A 19,443-nucleotide genomic window follows, 5' to 3' on the forward strand; every position below is an offset into this window, starting at 1 on the left:
TGGTCTGCATCAGACTAGACGTCTCAGCCGGCACGCCGGCGATCAACGAACCCTATTCAACCGGCACGTACTCTCCGCCGCGCCAGACGTACCAAACCCAGCTCTGCTTCGTGAGGTCGCCCTTGTCGTCGAAATCGACCCGGCCGATGACGGTGTCGAATTCCTGTTCGTGCAATGCCGCAATGACGGCCTTCGGCTCCAGCAAACCTGCCTTCGAGACGGCCTGAGCCCAGACCTGGACCGCGCAGTAGCTCAACAGCGTGTAGCCCGCGGGTTCGAAGTTCTCCGCACGGAACTGCTCAACGACCGCGGCCGCTTCGGGGCCTCGCCTCGGGTCCGCCGGGAACGTGAAGAGGGTCCCCTCCGCCGCGGGGCCGGCGATCAGGGCAAATTCCTCGGTCGCCAAAGCGTCTCCGGATATGAGCTGAACCGTGTAGCCTGTGTCGTGCGCAGCGCGAGCAATCAGCGCAACCTCGGCATGATACCCACCCACATATAAGGCGGAGACGCCGGCGGTCTGCAACGCAGCGACCTCGGCCGAATAGTCTTCCTTCCCGGGAAGGTATGCGTCGTAAACGGCCTCAGTCACGCCCCGCTTGTTCAGCTGCTTCCTGGTCTCGTCGGCGAGACCCTTCCCATAGGTCGAGTTGTCGTGGAAGATCGCAATCTTCTTGTTGCCCCAGCGATCGGCAAGGTAGTTGCCGGCGACGAAACCTTGCGCGTCGTCGCGGCCAATGGTGCGAAAGACATTGGCACGGCCCTGTTTGGTCAGCTGCGGATTGGTCGAGCCTGGGGATATCTCAACGACGCCCGCCTCCTCGTACACTTTTGATGCGGGGATCGAGGCCCCGGAGCAATAATGCCCGACGACGAGCACGACCCCGTCAGCCACCAGCTTCTTGGCGGCCGCCACAGCTTGCTCGGGATCGCAGAAGTCGTCGACCGAGATGAGCCTCACCTTCTGGCCGAGCACGCCGCCCGCCGTGTTGACGTCGGCCACTGCCATCTCCGCGCCGCGCTGTCCCTGCTCGCCGATCCAGGCGAGCCGGCCCGTCATCGCAGCCGAGACGCCGATCAGCACCTCCGCCCGCGCGGAACTGAACACGGCCGCGAGAACTAAGATCGCTATGGCGATGATGCGGTGCATGTGTGCACCCCCTTAACTGTAGCTTACGCCAATCCCGTCAGAGCCGACAGCCCCTTCGGCAAGCGCGACTATCTCGGTTGCTATTGCAGCGCACACCCAATTTGGCGAAGCAATCGTACACTGGAGTGGCGTGTTATAACTTCGTTCGCTGAGGTCGGAATCGCGCGCCAAATCCGGACGTTGCCACTGACCGGAGTGAGCGTCGTGACTGGGTCAAACTTCATCGTACGCCTTCTGCGAACGACCGTCCGCAAAGGGGTCGAATGTTCTCATTCGCCCAGCATCGGGTCAAACTTCACCGTACGCCTTCTGCGAACGAGCGTCCGCAACGGGGTTGAATGGTGCCGTTTGTCGGGTCGATGGGAACGAGCAAGTAGCGCCGACTGCCGACGCTCAGCGCCAGACAATGAGCGTCTTGTTTTGGGCGTAAGCAGTAAGTCCGCTTGTGGTCAGGGAAGAACGATAGCGGATGGCTTGCTGATATCCTCGAACAGGGCTGTCAACGCTCCTTCGACGCAAAGGACGGCCACGCAGCCGCCCGAATCGGTAGCGCTCTGCCACCGGACCCGCACGGATCGCTCGATGCCCATTTGCGCTGCCGCTTGCCCGTCGACGGCTATCGGTGCATCCTTGTGAATAGCCAGGCCGTGAAGTGCGGGCGAGATCACGCCGTCACGGCCTCTAGTGAGGTCTTGTTCGATGGACTGCTCGGGCTGCGGTTTCGAGATTGAGGGCGGTTACGCCTTCTGTCCGAGGTGTGGCAGGCGCCAGCCCGTGCCATGCGCCAGTTGCGGCTACCCCTGCGCACCTGATTTCGAGTTCTGTCCGAAATGTGGGGCAAGCGTCGGTGCGTCCGCAAAAGCCGTCGAACGGCCTGCTCCGACACCAAGCCGGACCATTGTGCCGCCTTCTCGAACTCCGTCGCTGCTTCCGGACATCGAAAGCGAAGAAGGGCTGCATCCCGTCTCTGACGCCGATCGCCGGACGGTAACGGTCCTGTTCGCCGACCTTTGCGGCTTTACGACACTCAGCGAGCAGCTCGACCCCGAGGTCATGCAAGCGCTGCAGAACAGACTGTTCAAGGAATTGACGTCGGCCGTGCGAAACTTTGGTGGTTTCGTCGACAAATTCATCGGCGATGCACTGCTCGCTTTGTTCGGTGCGCCGGTCGCGCATGAGGACGATCCGGAACGTGCGCTTCGCGCCGCTCTCGACATGATCGCCCGGACGGCGCGGCTCGGCGAAAGTACCCCCCACTCCGGCTCGCCTCTGTTACTCCACATCGGCATAAACACCGGTCCGGTCGTTACTGGCGGATTGGGCATCGGCACCGCCAGATCCTATTCGGTGACCGGCGACACAGTGAATACGGCGCAACGCCTGCAATCGCTGGCCGCACCGGGTGAGGTGCTGGTAGGCGAGCTCACTCACAGGCTGACCCGGCATGCCTTCTCTTACGAGTCGCTGGGCGATGTCGTGTTTCGCGGCAAGGCTGGCAGCGTGCTCGTCCATCGACTGGACGCACCGCTTGCGACGCCGCGTGCAGCGCGCGGGCTCGAGGCGCTCGGCCTCAGTGCCCCGATGATAGGTCGTGGTGCGGAGCTCAGTAGAATGATGGCGAGCCTTGACCAGGCGTGCAGCGGCTCGGCCCAACTTGTCCGCCTCGTCGGAGAAGCCGGCATCGGGAAATCGCGGCTGGTGAAGGAGTTCGTCGCCCGCGTCGGCGACGAGGATCGTTTTCGCAACGTCGCCGTGCGGCTGGCCACGTGCTCACCGCTGGGCGAACAATCATTTGGCGCCTTGGGCGCAGTGGTGCGCAGCGCTGCCGGGATGATGCAAAACGACAATGGGGACGAAATGCGGGGGAAGCTCGCAGGCTTGCTTACCGATCTCGGCCTGCAGGGCGAGGAGGCGAAGCGGCTGATGCCTTTGCTCTACCATGTGCTCGGCCTTGGCGACCCCGATGCCACCTTGCAGCATGTCGAACCCGAGCAGCTGCGGCGGCAAATTCTCTACGCAGTCCGCACAATCATCGAACGGCGGCTTGCGTTGTCGCCGCTGTTGATTGTCGTCGAAGACCTGCACTGGGCCGACGCCGTGTCGCTTGAGGCACTACGTTTCGTGATGGACAGGTTGGAGCGCACGCGGTTGATGTTGCTGGTCACGCATCGTCCGGCGCCGGATAACGACCAGCTCGACTCAAGTCGGGTCAGTCACACAGCGCTCAGGCTTCCGCCGCTCAGCAGTGATGACGGACGCAGCCTGCTGGCGGCGCTTTTCGGCGAGAGCTGGGTAAACTCCGCAGGAGGGCTTCTCGACCAGATTCTCGAGCGCGCGGGCGGCAACCCCCTTTTTTTAGAGGAGATCGTTCGCGGCCTTATCGATCGCGGTGTACTGATGCGAGAGGGCCAGCGATGGCGGACTGTGGCAGGCGAAGTCGCAACCGGCATCCCCGCCACTATCCAGGCAATGTTGCTTGCCCGCGTCGACCGGCTGCCCCAAGAGGTGCGCCGGTTGGCCCAGGAGGCCGCGGTAATCGGCCCGCGCTTCGATGCCACACTTCTGAAAACTGTGACAACCGACCCCGGCCGGCTCGAAGCCGGCTGCGAACTGCTTTGCGATGCGGAAATCATCGAGGAAGTTGCCGGATCAGGCTCGGTCTCGTCGCAAAGCTACCGCTTTACGCAAACATTGCTGCAGGACGTGATCTACCAGAATCTACTCCTGCAACGGCGGACCGACATCCACGGGCGGGTCGGAGCTGCCTTGGAGCAACTGTTCGGCGACAAGCCGGAGCGGCTCGAGGATTTGACCGTGCTCGGTCATCATTTCGCACAGAGCGCCGAGCGGGAGAAGGGCGCGCATTACCTGCAGGCGGCGGGCGATCGCGCTCGCATGATATACGCCAACGACGACGCCCTTCGTTTCTACGAGCGAGCACTGACTGCGTTGGGCGCGATCGGGCAAACACCGCTCAAACTGGCAATTGCAGAGCGCATTGCCGATTTGAGCGGCCCGGCAGGCCGCCGCGAGATCGCGCACCACCATTACGAAACGGTGTTGCAGGTATACCGCGAGTCGGCCAATCGCGTCGCGTCGGCGCGAGTTTTACGCAAGATCGGTCGGCTGCTCTGGGACGTCGGCAAGCGGGACGACGCAGAATCCCGCTATGCTGAAGCGGCAGCGCTCCTCGATGGAGCGGATGCCCCGATCGAGCAGGCGCATCTCTGGCAAGAACGTGGCCGACAGGCGTTCCGTAGCGGAGATCACGCTCTCGCGGCAAAATGGGCAGACGCGGCGCTGGATTGCGTACGCACTCTGACAACGGAGCATGTCTCCGAGGTAGGGCGTGATGCCACCCTTGTGACCGCCGAGGCACTCAATACCAAGGCTGTTGCGCTGGCTCGCCTTGGGCGAAACCGTGAGGCCGTGCGTCAGGTTGAGCATAGCATTGAATTGGCCGAAGCCGCCGGTCTACTGGGCGCGGCCTGCCGCGGCTACACCAATCTCGGCGTGCTTTACACGACCATCGATCCGGCGCACGCGATGGAGGTCTGTCGGCGCGGTCTTGAAGTGGCGCGCCATATTGGTGATTTGGGTTTCCAGGCGCGCCTCCTCGCCAATCTGGCGGTCGCTTGTTGTACTTTCACGGATCGCTGTCCAACGGAGGGCGTACCTGCTGCCGAGAAGGCCATCGAGATCGACCGGGCGCTCGACCAGCGCGAGCACCTGCCGGTGCCGTTGATCGTGCTTGGGCAGATCCACCAGTGCAACGGGCGTCCGGAGCTGGCGGTTGGCTTGTTCCACGAAGCACTGGACGTAGCCCGCGAAACGGGCGAACCCCAACTGCTGTTTCCGTGCTATGATGGTCTTGCAACGCTTAATCTCGACCTCGACAATCTGGCCGAGGCCGAACGCTACTTTTCCCTGGCGCAGGGTATATGCGCCCAGCACGGGCTCGACCCGGAAGCGCTTGTGGTGCTGCCTTTTCTCGACTAGCCGGGGTTGGAGGTGGAAAATGTCCGCGCGTAGTGACTTGGTACCGCTTCAACCGGGCGACCGTGCGCCGAACTTGATACTCGACGCCATTACCCAGGAAGGCAAGATCGCGCTTGACGACTTTCGCGGCCAAAAGCCGGTGCTGGTCGGCCTGTTTCGAGGTCTGCATTGTGCGTTTTGCCGGCGCCATATCGCCGCCCAGGCGCGGCTTGATCCGGAGCTGCGCGAAAAGGGCGTGGAGAGCCTGACGGTGGTCAACACGCCAATCGAACGGGCGCGTCTCTATTTCCGCTACCATCCGATGCCGAATCTGCTTGCGGCCTCCGACCCTGAACGCGCTTCACATCGTGCTTTTGGACTGCCCAATCTCGAATTCACCCAAAACGAGACGAACTGGCCGTACAAGGTCTCGATGGCAGCGGCAAAGGATATGCGGGTCGATATACCAGGCGAGTTGCCCGGTCCTATGGACCCCATTGCGGCCAGCGAAATCCTTAATAAGAGGGACCATTACGAACTGACCGAAGCCGACGAGCAGATGATGGCAACGGGACACGGACAACTGGTCGGTCAGTTCCTACTGGATCGGCAGGGGATCGTCCGCTGGAGCTTCACGGAGGTTCCAGAGGGCGGGCGATACATGTTTGGGGCGCCAAGCCCGCAGGAGCTGATGTCAGCCGTGTCCCAAGTGGCCCAATAGACTTGCGAACGAGGTAAACGGGCGCGGCACTGAACAAAAGCGGAACCAATTTGTTACAAATCTAACATTGGCCTCGACGAGCCAGAATGTACGGTCCTGGCAATGCTTTCTGTCGCCTCTGGACTAGCGATGTCCTCTGTGGATGGCTCCTGTATCGTGGGGTGGCTGCGACAGCACCCCTTCCAACCGTCAGAACGCTGTCGTCAACAACAACAATCTCGAAAGAGCGCGCAGCTGCGGAGCGTCTCGTCGATTGTATCTTGCGCATTGTGAGCGGGAATGATGACACTGACAAGCTCACCGTTCATTCGAGCACGGCCTCGATACGGGCAACAAAGTAATCGAGCGAGCGATCCCCGCGAATCTCGATCCGCGGAAGGTCGATGGGATCGCAATCGAGGTCCGCCGGCCCGTGTCTGCCGCCGAAGCCGATCCGATAGCCGCACTCCTTGGCCAGCCTGCCAAGCCGTCGGTCGGTGACCGAGAAGGGTGCCGCGAACGCCGTGGTTGGCCGACCGGTCCACCGTTCGATGAACATACGAGAGCGCAGGAGTTCGGCGGCCAAGTCAGAGCTCGACAGACCATCGATCGCGCGATGCGTCGCCAGATGGCTTCCGAAGAACGCACCTTCGCCGGCGAGGCGTCGCACTGTCCTGGCGTCCATAAGCTGCGTCGGCGGGCCACTGTAGGCGTCCCACTGTGCACTTTCACCCACCAGGTCCGTCACCAGGAACACTTCCGCGGTCAGGTCGTTCGCGCGCAAGGTCGGCCAGGCATGGTCGGCAAAGTTCTGGAAGCCGTCATCGAAGGTGATGAGCACTGGGCGGCCAACGAAAGGCTGACGGTTGGCGATGAACCATTCCAGCTGCTCGGACCTAATCGCGTGAAAGCCATTGGCGCGCAGCCATGCCATCTGGCTGGCGAATGCGGCGGGGGTGAGCCGAAAACGGGCGAGCGCGGCTGGACCTTCATCGGAGACGCTGTGATACATGAGGACAGGGATACGCTGTCGCCGCTCGCTACGTGCGACGTCGCGGCGCAAGGCCCGCGCCCCGCCCCAGACGATTTTCCGCGCGACCCCGATTTCGACGGGCGCGCGGATTGGCACGTGATCAATCATCGGTTCCGTCGCCACGTCGCCTGGTGACAGGCGGCGGAAGCGGTCTATGCGGTAGAGCTCGGTCTGGATCGATTGCTCGAGGACGAGGCCGTCGGTCGCTGCCAGCGTCTCTGAGATCGCTTGTGCACCGAATGTGTTCCAGTCGAAGCCCGTCCTTTCGATATTGTCACGTAGCACGAACGCGTGTGCGCTGATGAAACTGCCGCCAGGCGCCAACGCCTCAACGAGTTTTTTGGCGATGCGCCGCAACTCGGCGAGATCATCCAGGTAGTAGAGCACTTCCGAACAGACGATCAGATCCATCTCACCCGGCAGCGTGTCGGCGGAGAAATCCAGTACGCCGAACTCAACGTTCGGCTGATCGCCGCATCGCGCGCGCGCCCGCCCGATGGCTACGGCGGAGATGTCAGTTGCGGTCAAATGGCCCACCCGCGGCGCCAGCTGACGCGTGAAGTGGCCCTCCGCGCAGCCCAGCTCAAGCGCCCGTCCGATGGGACCGGCAGGCAAAATTTCGAGCTGCCGCTCATATTTTTCCTGCTCATAGGGCGAGCCGTAGTTCCAGGGATCCTCGGTCGCGAAATGGCGATTCCAGAAAGACGTGCGATCATTGTCGTGCCCATCCGCGGCCCGTGCACGGCGCGGCGCTGCAAGAGGCTCTTTAGTTTCGGCGCTCGACCCAACCAGCGCCTGCGCTTCCGCGGCCAATCCCGCGAGTTTGCCGAAATGGCTGTCCCGATCAGACCCGCGTCCCGCTATGGACAACAATGCCTCGGCTGCAAATATGTCTGACTTGTCGGCACCGACGCCCTTTTGCGGTGCATGCATAGGCGATCGCCTCGCAAGCGGCGCGGCACTGTGCATAAGCCGCTCAGGGGGCACGAAATTCAGGATCAATTCAGTCCAATGACGCCTTGTCACTTTCCCGAGTACGCCGAACTGTACGAAAGCCTCGATCTGGCCATCCATCATCAGATAGGCATAAATTTGATCGATTCCTTCCGGAAGTTCGATCGAGGTCGGATTTCGAGCGTCGACGCGAATTCCGAGTGTCCGCGCCAGTCTGCGCGGTGCGGCAAGGTCGTCGAAGTCGAGAAGCATTTGCTCAAGGTGATACTGGACGCGGCGACCCGCTACGGGATCGTCCCCGACCTTGCCGAGTTCGATGATCAATTCGGTGAGGGAGCCGCCGAACCTGTCCCACCTGGCAGCCAATTGCGCTGGCACCGACAGGCTTCCTGCCATAAGGCCATCGAAGACCACCTTGGCGATCTCACGCGCCCACTTACGTCCTGGCGGGAGCGCGCGCAGGGACTGCGGGTTGATCGAGGCCGAGCCGCAGCCGCAATCCGACGCGGCGTTCCACAACGCGAACCATGCGAGTGCTTCGGAAGCGGTGCGGCCGTTCGCCTCGATCGCTCCATTGGCGTGAGCCGATGCTGGGTGTTTGACCCTGGGATCAGCAGAAAAACCGCGGGTGATCACGATTTCCGCATCCGCCAGCATCTGCGTCGAATTGCGGCTGAGCGAGTTGGGGCTGATCCGACGGAAAGCGAGCGGCTCGTCGACCATCACCCAATTTTTGCCTAGACGTGCGAGGCGCTGCCACAGATCCCAGTCCTCGCAGGTGCGCAGCGACACATCGAAACCGCCCAACTCGACAATTGTCTCCCGGTCGACCAGCAGCGCGTGAATGGCGATGGCACACCGGCGGGCGAATGTCTCGAAGGGGTGGATCGCAACGTCCGTTGTGATGCTCGACGGGGTGAGTTCGCCATCGGGCATCACGCGCCGGGAACCGCAATAGGCGGCGACCGCATCGGGCGCGGCTTCAAGTGCGGCCAGCATTTTAGCAAGGAAGCTGGCATCCACCCAATCGTCCGCATCCAGAAACATGAGCCAGTGGCCGCGTGCTGTCGCCATCCCGCTATTGCGCGCGCCGGCGGCGCTATGCGCGCATGAGCTCAACATCCGAAATCGGGCATCGTGCTGCACATAACCGGCGATGATCGCGGGGGTGCGGTCCGTGGAGGCGTCGTCGACGATGATCGCCTCCCAATCCACAATTTCCTGATCGAGAAGGCAATCGAGTGCGCGCGCCAGCGTTACCTCCGCGTTGTGCGCAGGAACCACGATTGAAACCAAGGGATTATGCGCCACGCCGTCTTACCCGCGCCTGGTTCGAAGGTAGCACAAGATGCGTCGATCTTTCTCGGCGTAGGCCGTCACAATCGACGCCAATCAGTCCGTCGACCCATCGTCTACCACGACTATATCCAGTATCTGGTAGGTCTGCCGGCGGATGCCGGCGAGCGCTGCGCCGACGGTTTGCTCGGCATTGACCCTCGGTACCACACCGCCTTGCGGTAGCATTGTCCTGGATCATCGAGCTTTCGTTTTCTTCGGCAAGAGTCGGCGAATGTCAAAACCGGATGACGGCATCGGCTGGCAGCACTGCCCTGTCAAGATCGGGGCGAATTAGAGGCAGGCGAAAAAGACTTGAAGACAGGCCGAATGGCAAGCGCGCATGCCCGACGGCTTAGAACTGAGGCCGATGCGCTGGGGCATTTCCTTTCGCGCATTTCATCTGCAAAAAGATGATCGCGGGCGAGACGGGAGCGTAAGCTGATCCGGATCGACCCCCATGTCGAAATCTACCCGAATGGGGACGCACGAACCGACTTAAGCCGAGAAGATTCCGGCTTGCGGGTTGGCTATTTTGCTGACATGTTTATCAGTTGCTAAATTAGCGCTGTGACAATGTTCAAAAGAAGGGGCATGGGATGGCCAAGGAATCTTCGAGTACCGCTTCTTCGGCAAATAAAGCGGACGCAAATCTGATAAGTAATGCAGACGGAAACGGGCTGACCTTCATGGCGGGCCAGGCTCGCGAGAGCGGGGCCCCCAGCGACGCTGTAGGTGTCGACAAGATACGTGATCTGCTGTTCGGCAACCAGATGCAGGACTATGACCGCCGCTTTTCCAAGCTTGAAGAACGGGTCTTGCAGCGCTTCAAGGATGTCGAATCCGAGGCCAAGCGCAATCTTGAAATGTACGAGTCAAATGCAAAGAAGCAGGTCGACTCGCTTGCGGCACAATTGCGGAACGAAAAAGACGCGCGAGCCGACGCCGACAAGGAGATTGACCGGAATCTTCGCGAGCAAAATCAGGCGCTTGAAAAGCAGGTGCGCGCGTTGTCGGATCAGTTGAGCGAGCTTGAGCGCGAAGTTGCGGACCGGATAAATCGAAACGACCATTTGCTGCGTGAGGAAATCAAGCAAAAGAATGAAAGCATTCAGATGCTGATGGAGAAAATGTTTTCCGATCTCGGCAATGTCAAGACCGACCGAAATCTTTTGGCTGGCCTGTTTGTCGAGGTTGCAAAATGCTTAAATCAGGATCCCGTCGGCAGCAAGAGCAACTCGGAGCGTAGCTGGAAAGTGAGTTGATCGGAACTTGACGTCAACCGTCGACCCAATCAGCCTTCCTCAAAGAACAGCTTCGAACGATACAGAGATTGATCGCGAGGCTCTGGCTCGCCTTTTGATCGAAATTGCCCGGAACGTTGATCCGGACTATCGTGCGCGTCTCGACGGAATCCCGACCGCCGATCCTCGCATGGAAACGCTTCGCCAGTTGCTGGTCGGTCGCGAAATTTCGGAGCTTTCACGAGTTACGCACCTGCTCGACGAACCCGAGCAGCTTGCGGCTGCAGTGGGGAGCGTTCTCCCCAGTGCAGCCGCACGTGCGCTTCATGCGCAACTCGGAGAGGCCCTTGCGCCGGCTGTCGAGAGGGCCGTGCAACGGTCCATCCAGAAGAGCCCGCGTACGCTTACGGATATATTGTACCCGGTGTTTCTGCCGGCTATTCGCAAGTCGATCGGCGAAAAGATCGACCAAACCTTTCAATCGCTGAATGAAACTTTAAGACATATATTTACCTGGCATGGACTCAAGTGGAGACTTGAAGCTTGGAGAACAGGAGCAAGCTTCTCAGAAGTTGTTCTTAAGCATTCTCTTGTCTATCGTGTGGAACACGTCTTCCTCATCAATCGCAATTCCGGGCTTTTGATAGCGCATGTAACTGCCGATAATGCAACTAGCGAAGATCCTCAACTCATTTCTTCTATGCTTAGTGCAATTCAAGATTTTGTAAAAGACTCATTTAACGAGAAAGAACAGAGCGGCCTGGACACTATTCGTTTCGGGGAGCTTCGTCTCTGGTCGGAAGTTGGACCGTTTGCGACCTTGGTTGCGGTGATCCGGGGAAATCCGCCGGAGGAATTACATGAAATAATTCGCGATGTATTGCTTCGCATCCATGATGAATGCTCACAGGCTCTAGAGCAGTTTGACGGCGACAGTTCGCAGTTGGCCGGCGTAGAGACGCAGTTGCAGACCTGCGTTGAACTGAAGCAGGAGGAATCAAACCAGGGATTTCCGTGGCTGGTAGTGGCTGCAGTCCTGCTGGTTTTGATTCCCGCAGGCGGTTGGTTCTTTCTTTCCTGGCAATCCGGGCAGCGCTGGCAGGCGTATGTGTCGCGACTGGGGACCCAGCCGGGCATCATCGTTGCCGAACAAAAGGTGCGCGATGGCCAATTCTATATTGCCGGCCTGAGAGACCCGCTTGCCGCCGACCCGCAGTCGCTGTTGGCCGGAACGCAGGTCGATCCTGCCCGCGTTCATTCACGCTGGCAATTCTATCAGAGCCTTGATCCGGAGTTCGTGTTGAAGCGGCTGATGGTGTCGCTGACCCCGCCGAAATCGGTTCGGCTTTCGATCGTCAATCATCGCATCGTTGCCGAGGGTGAGGCTTCCGACAGCTGGATAGATCGCGCACGCGCAGCGGCCCGACAGCTTTCGGCAGGCGGACCGGAATTCGACATCTCCAGAGTTCGTGATGTGAGCCCCGAAGCACGCGCGGCGGAGCACTGGCAGACTTATGTGTCGCGACTGGAGGCCCAACCGGGAATCATCGTCGCCCAACAAACGGTGAGGGGCGGACATTTCTATATTTCCGGCCTGAGAGACCCGCTTGCCGCCGACCCGCAGGCTCTGCTGTCCGGAACGGAGGTCGATCCCGCCCGCGTTCATTCGCAGTGGCAATTCTATCAGAGCCTTGATCCGGAGTTCGTCCTGAAGCGGCTGATGGTGTCGCTGACCCCGCCGAAATCGGTTCGGCTTTCGATCGTCGAGGATCGCATCGTTGCCGAGGGTGAGGCTCCCGACACCTGGATAGATCGGGCGCGCGCAGCGGCCCGACAGCTTTCGGCAGGCGGACCGGAATTCGACATCTCCAAGGTTCGTGATGTGAGCCCCGAAGCACGCGCGGCGGAGCACTGGCAGACTTATGTGTCGCGACTGGAGGCCCAAGCGGGCATCATCGTCGCCCAACAAACGGCGAGGGGCGGACATTTCTATATTTCCGGCCTGAGAGACCCGCAGGCCGCCAACCCGCAGGCTCTGCTGTCCGGAACAGGGGTCGATCCTGCTCGCGTTCATTCGCAGTGGCAATTCTATCAGAGCCTTGATCCGAAGTTCGTGCTGAAGCGGCTGATGGCGTCGCTGAGTCCGCCGGATTCGGTACGGCTTTCGATCATCAAGGATCGCATCGTTGCCCAGGGTGAGGCTCCTGCCGCCTGGATAGATCGGGCGCGGGTCGCCGCCCAACAGCTGTCCGCGGACGGACTCTCTCTAGAAATCTCCGAGCTGCGTGAGTTGACCCCTCCGGAACTCACTCATTTGAGGGAGGCTATTCAAGCGGTCGACATTTTCTTCGATTCTGGCAAGGCTGTACCGGGACCAGAGCAACTGCCGGTTCTCGACAAATTGGCGAATCAGTTGAAGCAATTGGCCAAGGACGCCCGCAAGGCAGGCGTAACAGCACAGTTCATGTTGACCGGCCATTCGGACGAGACGGGCCGTGAAACGGCCAAATTGTCCATCAGCGCCGCGCGCGCGGAAACAGTTCGTGCGCTTCTCAAGAAGCGCGGCGTCGATCCGGAATTGCTCTTGGTTCGCGGCGCGGGCACCTTTGAGCCAGCGGAGACTGAAAATAGCCGAACCGGGAGCTCGGCCAATCGCAGAGTTTCGGTTACGGTAAACTTCCACTAGGGCGGAGCCCAGGATATTGCAAAAGAAGATCTGCATGTTGGGCGGGTTCGCTGTCGGAAAGACGAGTCTGGTTCGCAGGTTTGTGCAAAGCATCTTTTCCGAAACCTACTTGACCACGGTGGGAGTGAAAATCGACAAGAAGAGTGTCGCATTCCCGGACAAAACCGTGGATCTGATTTTGTGGGATTTGGCCGGCGAAGACGATATCGGCTCATTCCGCGTCAGCTATGTGCGAGGTGCGAGCGGGCTCGTGCTTGTCGTCGATGGAACCCGCGCCGCTACTCTTGCCGTGGCGCTCACGTTGCGCGAGCGGGCCGAGGCGGAATTCGGCGCTATGCCGTTTGTATTGCTGTTCAACAAATCCGATCTGGTCGATCGGTGGGCAATATCGGATAGTGAAATTAACGAACTGAGGCAACTTGGATGGCAAATCTATCTAACAAGTGCGCTTTCGGGTGAACATGTTGATGATGCGTTTCGTCATCTTGCTTCGATGGTTAGCAAATAGACCATGCATGAATTGCCACGAGAAGTCAGAAGCTGGATTTACGATTTCTTCGACAACGAGCACTCCGTCGCATATCTGAAAATCGACGCCCAGCTTTGCATAGCTGCGAAGGGCGGTAACGTTGAACATTACGGACTCTCATCAGTTCGCATAGGTAAGCCTGTTGCCGAGCAGCTTGAATTCATGGAAGGTTTGCTGCCCTGCCCGGAGCTTCCATATCATATGGCCATGGTCGAACTGCCCAGCGGGCGTGTCGCGGACCTCCATCTTTTTGCTGACAATGCCTGCGTGTGGCTGCTCTTTCTTGACGCCACTGCCGAACGCGACAATAGGCAGCGACTTCAACAGAAGGCTTATGAAATGACGCTCCTGCAAGAGAGGGAGCGTCAACTCAACGAGAAATTACAATCGATGAACGAGGCGTTGAGGGCGAGCCAAGAGGGATTGTCGCGTGAATACCAGCGCGCCGAAGCCCTGCTCCTCAACATTCTTCCGGCGTCTATCGCGGAGCGGCTAAAAGCGCACGAAGAAATTGCAGACAACTACGCAGAGGTGAGTGTGCTTTTTGCCGACATCGTCGGTTTTACGGAAAGGGCGCGGAACGTCGGAGCCGTGACGACGCTCGCTATTTTAAATTACTTCTTCAAGGCGGCGGATCTGCTCTCGGAGCGATACGGCTGCGAAAAGATCAAGACAATCGGCGATTGTGTGATGGTGGTCGCTGGCCTGCCCGCCGCGCGATCCGATCATGCGGAAGCCCTTACGCACTATGCACTTGAACTGCGGAAGGCGGTTAAGCTCGAACGCTTCGCAGGAGAACCGATAAGACTCAGAATTGGAATTCACTCAGGACCAATCGTGGCGGGCGTTATAGGCAAAAGGCGGTTTGCCTATGACCTATGGGGCGACACCGTTAATCTCGCCGCACGTATCCAAACGTCCGCGGAGCCCGATGAAATCCGTATTTCGGATGCAACTCATCAACTGCTTGGACCAAATTTTGCTTGCGACCCACTCGCGGAAACGGAATTGCGTGGTACAGGTCGTGTGCGAATGTGGCGGCTCCCGGGGGAAATCGGATCCTGATATCTGACGTCGCCATCGTTCTTCCCTGCACGGTCATGCGCCCAGTTTCCATCACATAGCCTCGGTCGGCGATGCCCACCGCGGCATACGCGTTCTGGCCTGGGGGATCCTGGTGCCGGGTCTTTTACGCCCAGCATCACGGATGCGCAGTTCATATAACGGCTGGAGGCTGGGCCTAGGTCGGAATGCCCTCCCCCGGCGGCTAAGTAGACACCGCGAAGTACCCGGCGTAACGGTCTGGGTCGAAACGATGACGTCTTGCACCGCAACATCGGTTTCTTCAAGGTAGGGCAACAACGGACATAGATGTCATTGCTAGCCGATCTGACCGGAAGGTTAACAGCACGATGCCACGCATCACTCGACGATTGGGGGCCAGGAACCTGGCGCGCCTGGCACGGCGTCTCGGAGACCTGACTGCGATGTTTGCCCTGATTGCCAGGCCGCTCGTCTTTGGGATCGCCCTTTTGTTGACAGGTCAGGCACAGGCGCAGGCGCCGGCGACCGCCCCGCCTGAAAGGGTCAAACAGCTGCTCGAGCTTCTCGACGATCCATCAGTGAAGGCCTGGGTGGCCGAACAGCGAAATCAGGACGCCGGGTCAACGGGAGCGCCTGCCGAGACAGGAGCTTCGCCGACCGACGCATCGTCCGGCGCCGTGGCCGCACCCGGCCAGATGAATACGATGGCATCCTCGACGCTTGATGGGATCAGGCATCATATCGAAAGAATCGTGCGAACTTTGCCCTTGCTGCCAGGCCAGTTCGCGCGCGTTCGGGCAGAGACGATGGAGGATATGTCCAGCAAGGGGTCAGCCGCCGTATTTGTGCTGATTGCGATGTTCATCGCTGCCGGCCTGGCACTCACTTGGGCAACGTTCAAGTTCACCCGTCCATTTCGTCTTTGGATTATCGCGCAACCGAAGGATACGCCGATTGGGCGAGCCAAGAAGATTGGTGGTCGCATGCTTTATTCCAGCATGCTGATCGTCTCTTTCGCACTGGGCAGCGCCGGCGCGTTCATGTTGTTCGACTGGCCAATGCTTATCCGCGAGATTGTACTGACATTTCTGATGGCGGCAGTCGTTACATGGGGTGTGCGCATGTACGTCATGGCCATGCTCGTCCCTTCCTTCATGAACGTCGAGAACGCCGTCGAGGTTCGTGCTTTGCCGATCACCAACGAAGCGGCTGACCATTGTTCCTATTGGCTACCCCGGATCGTCGGCGTCTTCGCTTTCTTCGGCGCCGCGTTTATCCTCTTGCCAGGTCTCGGCATCGATCAGGACGGAATGATGGTCCTGTCACTGGGCGCCGACTTCGTGCTGCTGGTGCTCCTGCTGCTCGCGATTTGGCGTCGGCCAAGAACGCAGCGAGACGGTGCGCGCCACATCGGTCACACGGAAGCGACATGGCTATTGACTGCTTATTTCGTCGTCCTGTTCCTGCAGCGCATCGCCGGCCTTTATACATACTTCTGGTTTACCTTCGCCGCATTCTTCCTGCCTTTTGCAATCGTGATGACGCAGCGCGGGGTTAATTTCGTTCTGCGACCAGGTTCGGAAGATGTCGGCCGGCCTACGATCCCGGCGGTGACGATCGCTGTCATCGATCGCGCAATCCGAATGATTTTCATCTTGGCGGCGGCTTACTTTCTCGCACGTGTCTGGGGTCTGGACATGCAATCCATGCGGGACAGCGATACGACGACGACGTTCATATTGCGCGGCTTGGTCAATGTCGTGGTCATTGCCCTAGCAGCCGATTTCGGCTGGTCGATCATCAAAGCTTTGATCGAACGAAAGCTGGGCATCGAAACACCGCACCCTGTGATCAGCGACGAGGATGTCCCGGTCCTCGATCCGCAGCAGGCGCGGCTGCACACGCTCTTGCCGATCCTCCAGAACATTCTGCTCGCATCGATCATCGTGATGGCGGTGCTTATGATGCTCGCCTCGCTGGGTATCCAGATCGGCCCGCTGATCGCCGGCGCTGGCGTCGTCGGCGTCGCCGTGGGCTTTGGGGCACAAACCATCGTCAAGGACGTCATTTCAGGCGTGTTTTTCCTGCTCGATGATGCGTTCCGTGTCGGCGAATACATTTCATCGGGCAATTACAAGGGTACTGTGGAAAGCTTTTCGCTGCGCTCGGTGAAGCTGCGCCACCATCGTGGTCCGCTGTTCACGATACCTTTCGGTGAACTCGGGGCAGTCCAGAACCAGAGTCGTGACTGGGTTATCGACAAATTCAACATCACCGTTGGTTATGACACCGATATCGACTTCGCTCGCAAGCTGATCAAGCGGATCGGCCTCGAACTGGCGGAAGATCCCGAGTTCAAACACTGGGTGCTCGACCCGATCAAGATGCAGGGCGTACAGGAGTTCGGCGAATACGGCATCGTATTGAGGGTCAAGGCCACAACCAAACCGGGAGGCGCCTTCGGTATGAAACGCAAATTCTATGTACGCCTCCGCCAAGTCTTCAAAGAGCAGGGCATCGAACTCCCATTTCCGACCGTCCAGGTCCAGGGGCTAAAGAACCCACATGGGGCAGAGAATGCGCCGTTGGAGATCACACCCGAGTTGAAAATGGCCGTTGCGCAGTCGCACACTATTCGGCGCAGAAAAAAAGCCAGCACACCGGAGTAGGAAAGCTGTGACACCTGCCGGTCACAGCGTCGCTTTCCGCGCATCGCCCGTGGCAGGGATACTCTTCTATCTTCAACCGTTAAGACGAAAAAGACGGTCACGAGGCAGTCTACAACCAGAGTCCGTCCCGAGATTTACATCGGGCTGCGTAAGTTGATACAGCGGTACGTTCGAGACAGCGCCATCGGCTACCTGCCGCGCGTCAGTCACGCGATAAGGACCGTCCCGCGAGAAGCGGCGCGTACGCGGCGAGCCTGCGGGATACGAACTCGGTGAAGAGCCGCACGCGCTTCGTCTTGCGTGTCTCCCCCTGTGTGAGAAGCCAGAGCGTTCCGTACATGTGCAGGTCGGTGCCCGGCACCCTCACCAGTAGGGGGTCGGCATCTCCGACGAAGCACGGCAGTGTCGTCATCCCGAGCCCTTGCCGTACTGCAACGATCTGCGCCTCGCCGTCCGTGGTCCTGAACGGAACCCCCGTGGTACGAACCTCACCCTCGCTGGCCCAATCCGGGATGCCATGAATGCTTATGACGATCCACCGGATGGGATCAGGCGCGCCCGCACGCCACGCGGCTAGTCGATCGCGAGACATGTAGACGCCGCCGAACAGCTCCGGTCCCTTCAGGCCGTGAAGATTGAGCGGCAGGGTTTTGCGGTCGTAGACGACGCGGATCGCGACGTCGGCCTCCCGGTTGGTCAGATTTGCCAGCTCGCCGGACGACAAGATTTCCATCTCGATGTCCGGATGCAGACGCGCGAAATCGGCGAAATCCGGCATGAGCAGGTGTGTCGCGAGGGGCGGTGCCAGCGTCACCCGCAGAAGCCCGCGCACGCTCTGGTCGCGCCCGAAGACGCGCGTCTCCAGCAGGTGCGACGACACTTCCATCTGGTCCGCGAACTCGAGGACCTCCTCGCCCGCAGCCGTCAGGCGGTAGCCCGAAGGCAGCTTTTCGAACATGTGCACCCCGAGGCGTTCCTCGAGCTGGGCGACGCGTCGCAGCACGGTCGAGTGGTTCACACCGAGGCGCTCGGCGGCAGCCCGCACGGAGCCTCCGCGCGAGACGGCAAGAAAGTAGCGAACGTCATCCCAGTCGATCATGGTGCAATCCGGCACCGCGCGGTGCGCCTTCCAAAGCCCGTATCTAACACATCGAACAGCAGTACGGGCGGTCATCATAGCCTATGTCGACGAGCGCGGGCCAATTTCGAACGGCGGACGCCGATCGTCGCGGCTGGCCTCAGTCGTCCAGCCGGATCGATTTCGCACCACCGATGTGCGCGCTTCCGCACTCAACACCTGACGCCTGCGGACCCATTTCGAGGTTCTCGGAGGCAGATGCTGTCCCGACACCACGAAAGGAGAAGTCATGGGAAAGCTTGAGGGTAAGGTTGCAGTCATCACGGGTGGATGGAGCGGCATGGCGCTGGCGAGCGCCAAGCGGTTCGTTGAAGAAGGCGCCTATGTTTTCATCACGGGCCGGAGACAGGAGGCGCTGGACGAGGCCGTCAAGCTGATCGGCCGGAACGTGACCGGCGTGCGCGGCGATGCGGCCAATCTCGACGACCTCGACCGCCTGTTCGATACAGTCAAGCGGGAAAAGGGCAAGATCGACGTCCTGTATGCGAGCGCCGGCACGGGCGAAGCCGTCCCACTGGGCGAGATTACCGAGCAGCATTTCGATGCGACCTTCGGCCTGAATACGCGCGGCACGCTGTTCACGGTGCAAAAGGCATTGCCGCTGTTCAACGATGGCGGATCGATCTTCATGACCGGATCAGTTGCTTCGGTGAAAGGTTTTCCTGGTTACAGCGTGTATGCGGCGAGCAAGGCGGCGTTGCACGCATTCGCACGCGGGTGGCTCAACGAGCTGAAGGGCAGGAATATCCGGGTGAACGTGCTGCACCCGGGGCCGATCGCCACACCGATGCAGGACCAAGTTCTCACCGAGGAGGCGAAGCAGATGTTCGAATCCCTGATCCCGCGGGGAAAGATGGGGCGTCCTGAGGAAATTGCGACGGCCGCGCTGTTTCTTGCTTCCGACGATTCGAGCTTCGTGAATGGGCTGGAGTTGTCTGTCGACGGAGGCTTCTCGGCCATCTGAAATCGCGGCGGATCGCGGGAAG

General features: G+C 59.9%; 12 protein-coding genes. 8 read left to right on the plus strand and 4 right to left on the minus strand.

Annotation, left to right across the window (positions count from 1 at the left end):
- Window positions 1–52 precede the first annotated feature (52 nt).
- Window positions 53–1,147, minus strand: coding sequence for a branched-chain amino acid ABC transporter substrate-binding protein (locus tag NKH43_RS01545; protein WP_352856249.1), 1,095 nt, complete (start codon window positions 1,145–1,147; stop codon window positions 53–55).
- A gap of 699 nt (window positions 1,148–1,846) precedes the next feature.
- On the opposite strand from NKH43_RS01545, the gene NKH43_RS01550 reads away from it, so the two are divergent.
- Window positions 1,847–5,146: an ATP-binding protein gene (locus NKH43_RS01550; RefSeq protein ID WP_352856251.1), complete on the plus strand. Its 3,300-nt coding sequence runs from the start codon at window positions 1,847–1,849 to the stop codon at window positions 5,144–5,146.
- A gap of 19 nt (window positions 5,147–5,165) precedes the next feature.
- On the plus strand, window positions 5,166–5,846 hold the full coding sequence (locus NKH43_RS01555; RefSeq protein WP_023716514.1) for a redoxin domain-containing protein: 681 nt from the start codon (window positions 5,166–5,168) through the stop codon (window positions 5,844–5,846).
- 304 nt (window positions 5,847–6,150) lie between these two features.
- Here NKH43_RS01555 and NKH43_RS01560 read toward each other — a convergent pair whose 3' ends face one another.
- Together NKH43_RS01560 and NKH43_RS01565 are read right to left on the minus strand one after the other, a co-directional pair.
- A complete protein-coding gene (locus NKH43_RS01560; RefSeq protein WP_352856253.1) occupies window positions 6,151–9,123 on the minus strand; it encodes a trifunctional glycosyltransferase/class I SAM-dependent methyltransferase/polysaccharide deacetylase in 2,973 nt (990 codons plus the stop codon).
- 81 nt (window positions 9,124–9,204) lie between these two features.
- Complete coding sequence (locus NKH43_RS01565; protein WP_352482330.1) at window positions 9,205–9,336, minus strand: glycosyltransferase; 132 nt, start codon at window positions 9,334–9,336, stop codon at window positions 9,205–9,207.
- 410 nt (window positions 9,337–9,746) lie between these two features.
- Here NKH43_RS01565 and NKH43_RS01570 point away from each other — a divergent pair, with 410 nt between their 5' ends.
- From NKH43_RS01570 to NKH43_RS01590, 5 genes are all read left to right on the plus strand, one after another.
- Window positions 9,747–10,412, plus strand: coding sequence for a DUF3450 domain-containing protein (locus NKH43_RS01570; RefSeq protein ID WP_352856255.1), 666 nt, complete (start codon window positions 9,747–9,749; stop codon window positions 10,410–10,412).
- Between the two features lie 7 nt (window positions 10,413–10,419).
- On the plus strand, window positions 10,420–13,077 hold the full coding sequence (locus NKH43_RS01575; protein WP_352482332.1) for an OmpA family protein: 2,658 nt from the start codon (window positions 10,420–10,422) through the stop codon (window positions 13,075–13,077).
- 16 nt (window positions 13,078–13,093) lie between these two features.
- A complete protein-coding gene (locus NKH43_RS01580) occupies window positions 13,094–13,585 on the plus strand; it encodes a Rab family GTPase (protein ID WP_352482333.1) in 492 nt (163 codons plus the stop codon).
- Window positions 13,586–13,588: 3 nt separating this feature from the next.
- Entirely contained in the window at window positions 13,589–14,671 is a 1,083-nt protein-coding gene (locus tag NKH43_RS01585) for an adenylate/guanylate cyclase domain-containing protein (RefSeq protein ID WP_352856256.1), read from the plus strand.
- A gap of 422 nt (window positions 14,672–15,093) precedes the next feature.
- Window positions 15,094–17,319, plus strand: coding sequence for a mechanosensitive ion channel family protein (locus NKH43_RS01590; RefSeq protein ID WP_352856257.1), 2,226 nt, complete (start codon window positions 15,094–15,096; stop codon window positions 17,317–17,319).
- Window positions 17,320–17,521: 202 nt separating this feature from the next.
- On the opposite strand, the gene NKH43_RS01595 is transcribed toward NKH43_RS01590, so the two are convergent.
- A complete protein-coding gene (locus NKH43_RS01595; protein WP_023716506.1) occupies window positions 17,522–18,418 on the minus strand; it encodes a LysR family transcriptional regulator in 897 nt (298 codons plus the stop codon).
- Between the two features lie 268 nt (window positions 18,419–18,686).
- Here NKH43_RS01595 and NKH43_RS01600 point away from each other — a divergent pair, with 268 nt between their 5' ends.
- Window positions 18,687–19,421, plus strand: a complete 735-nt coding sequence (locus tag NKH43_RS01600; protein WP_352856258.1) for an SDR family NAD(P)-dependent oxidoreductase — start codon at window positions 18,687–18,689, stop codon at window positions 19,419–19,421.
- Window positions 19,422–19,443 lie beyond the last annotated feature (22 nt).

Origin of the sequence: Mesorhizobium sp. M1163, from assembly GCF_040318415.1 — a bacterium.
GTDB lineage: Bacteria > Pseudomonadota > Alphaproteobacteria > Rhizobiales > Rhizobiaceae > Mesorhizobium.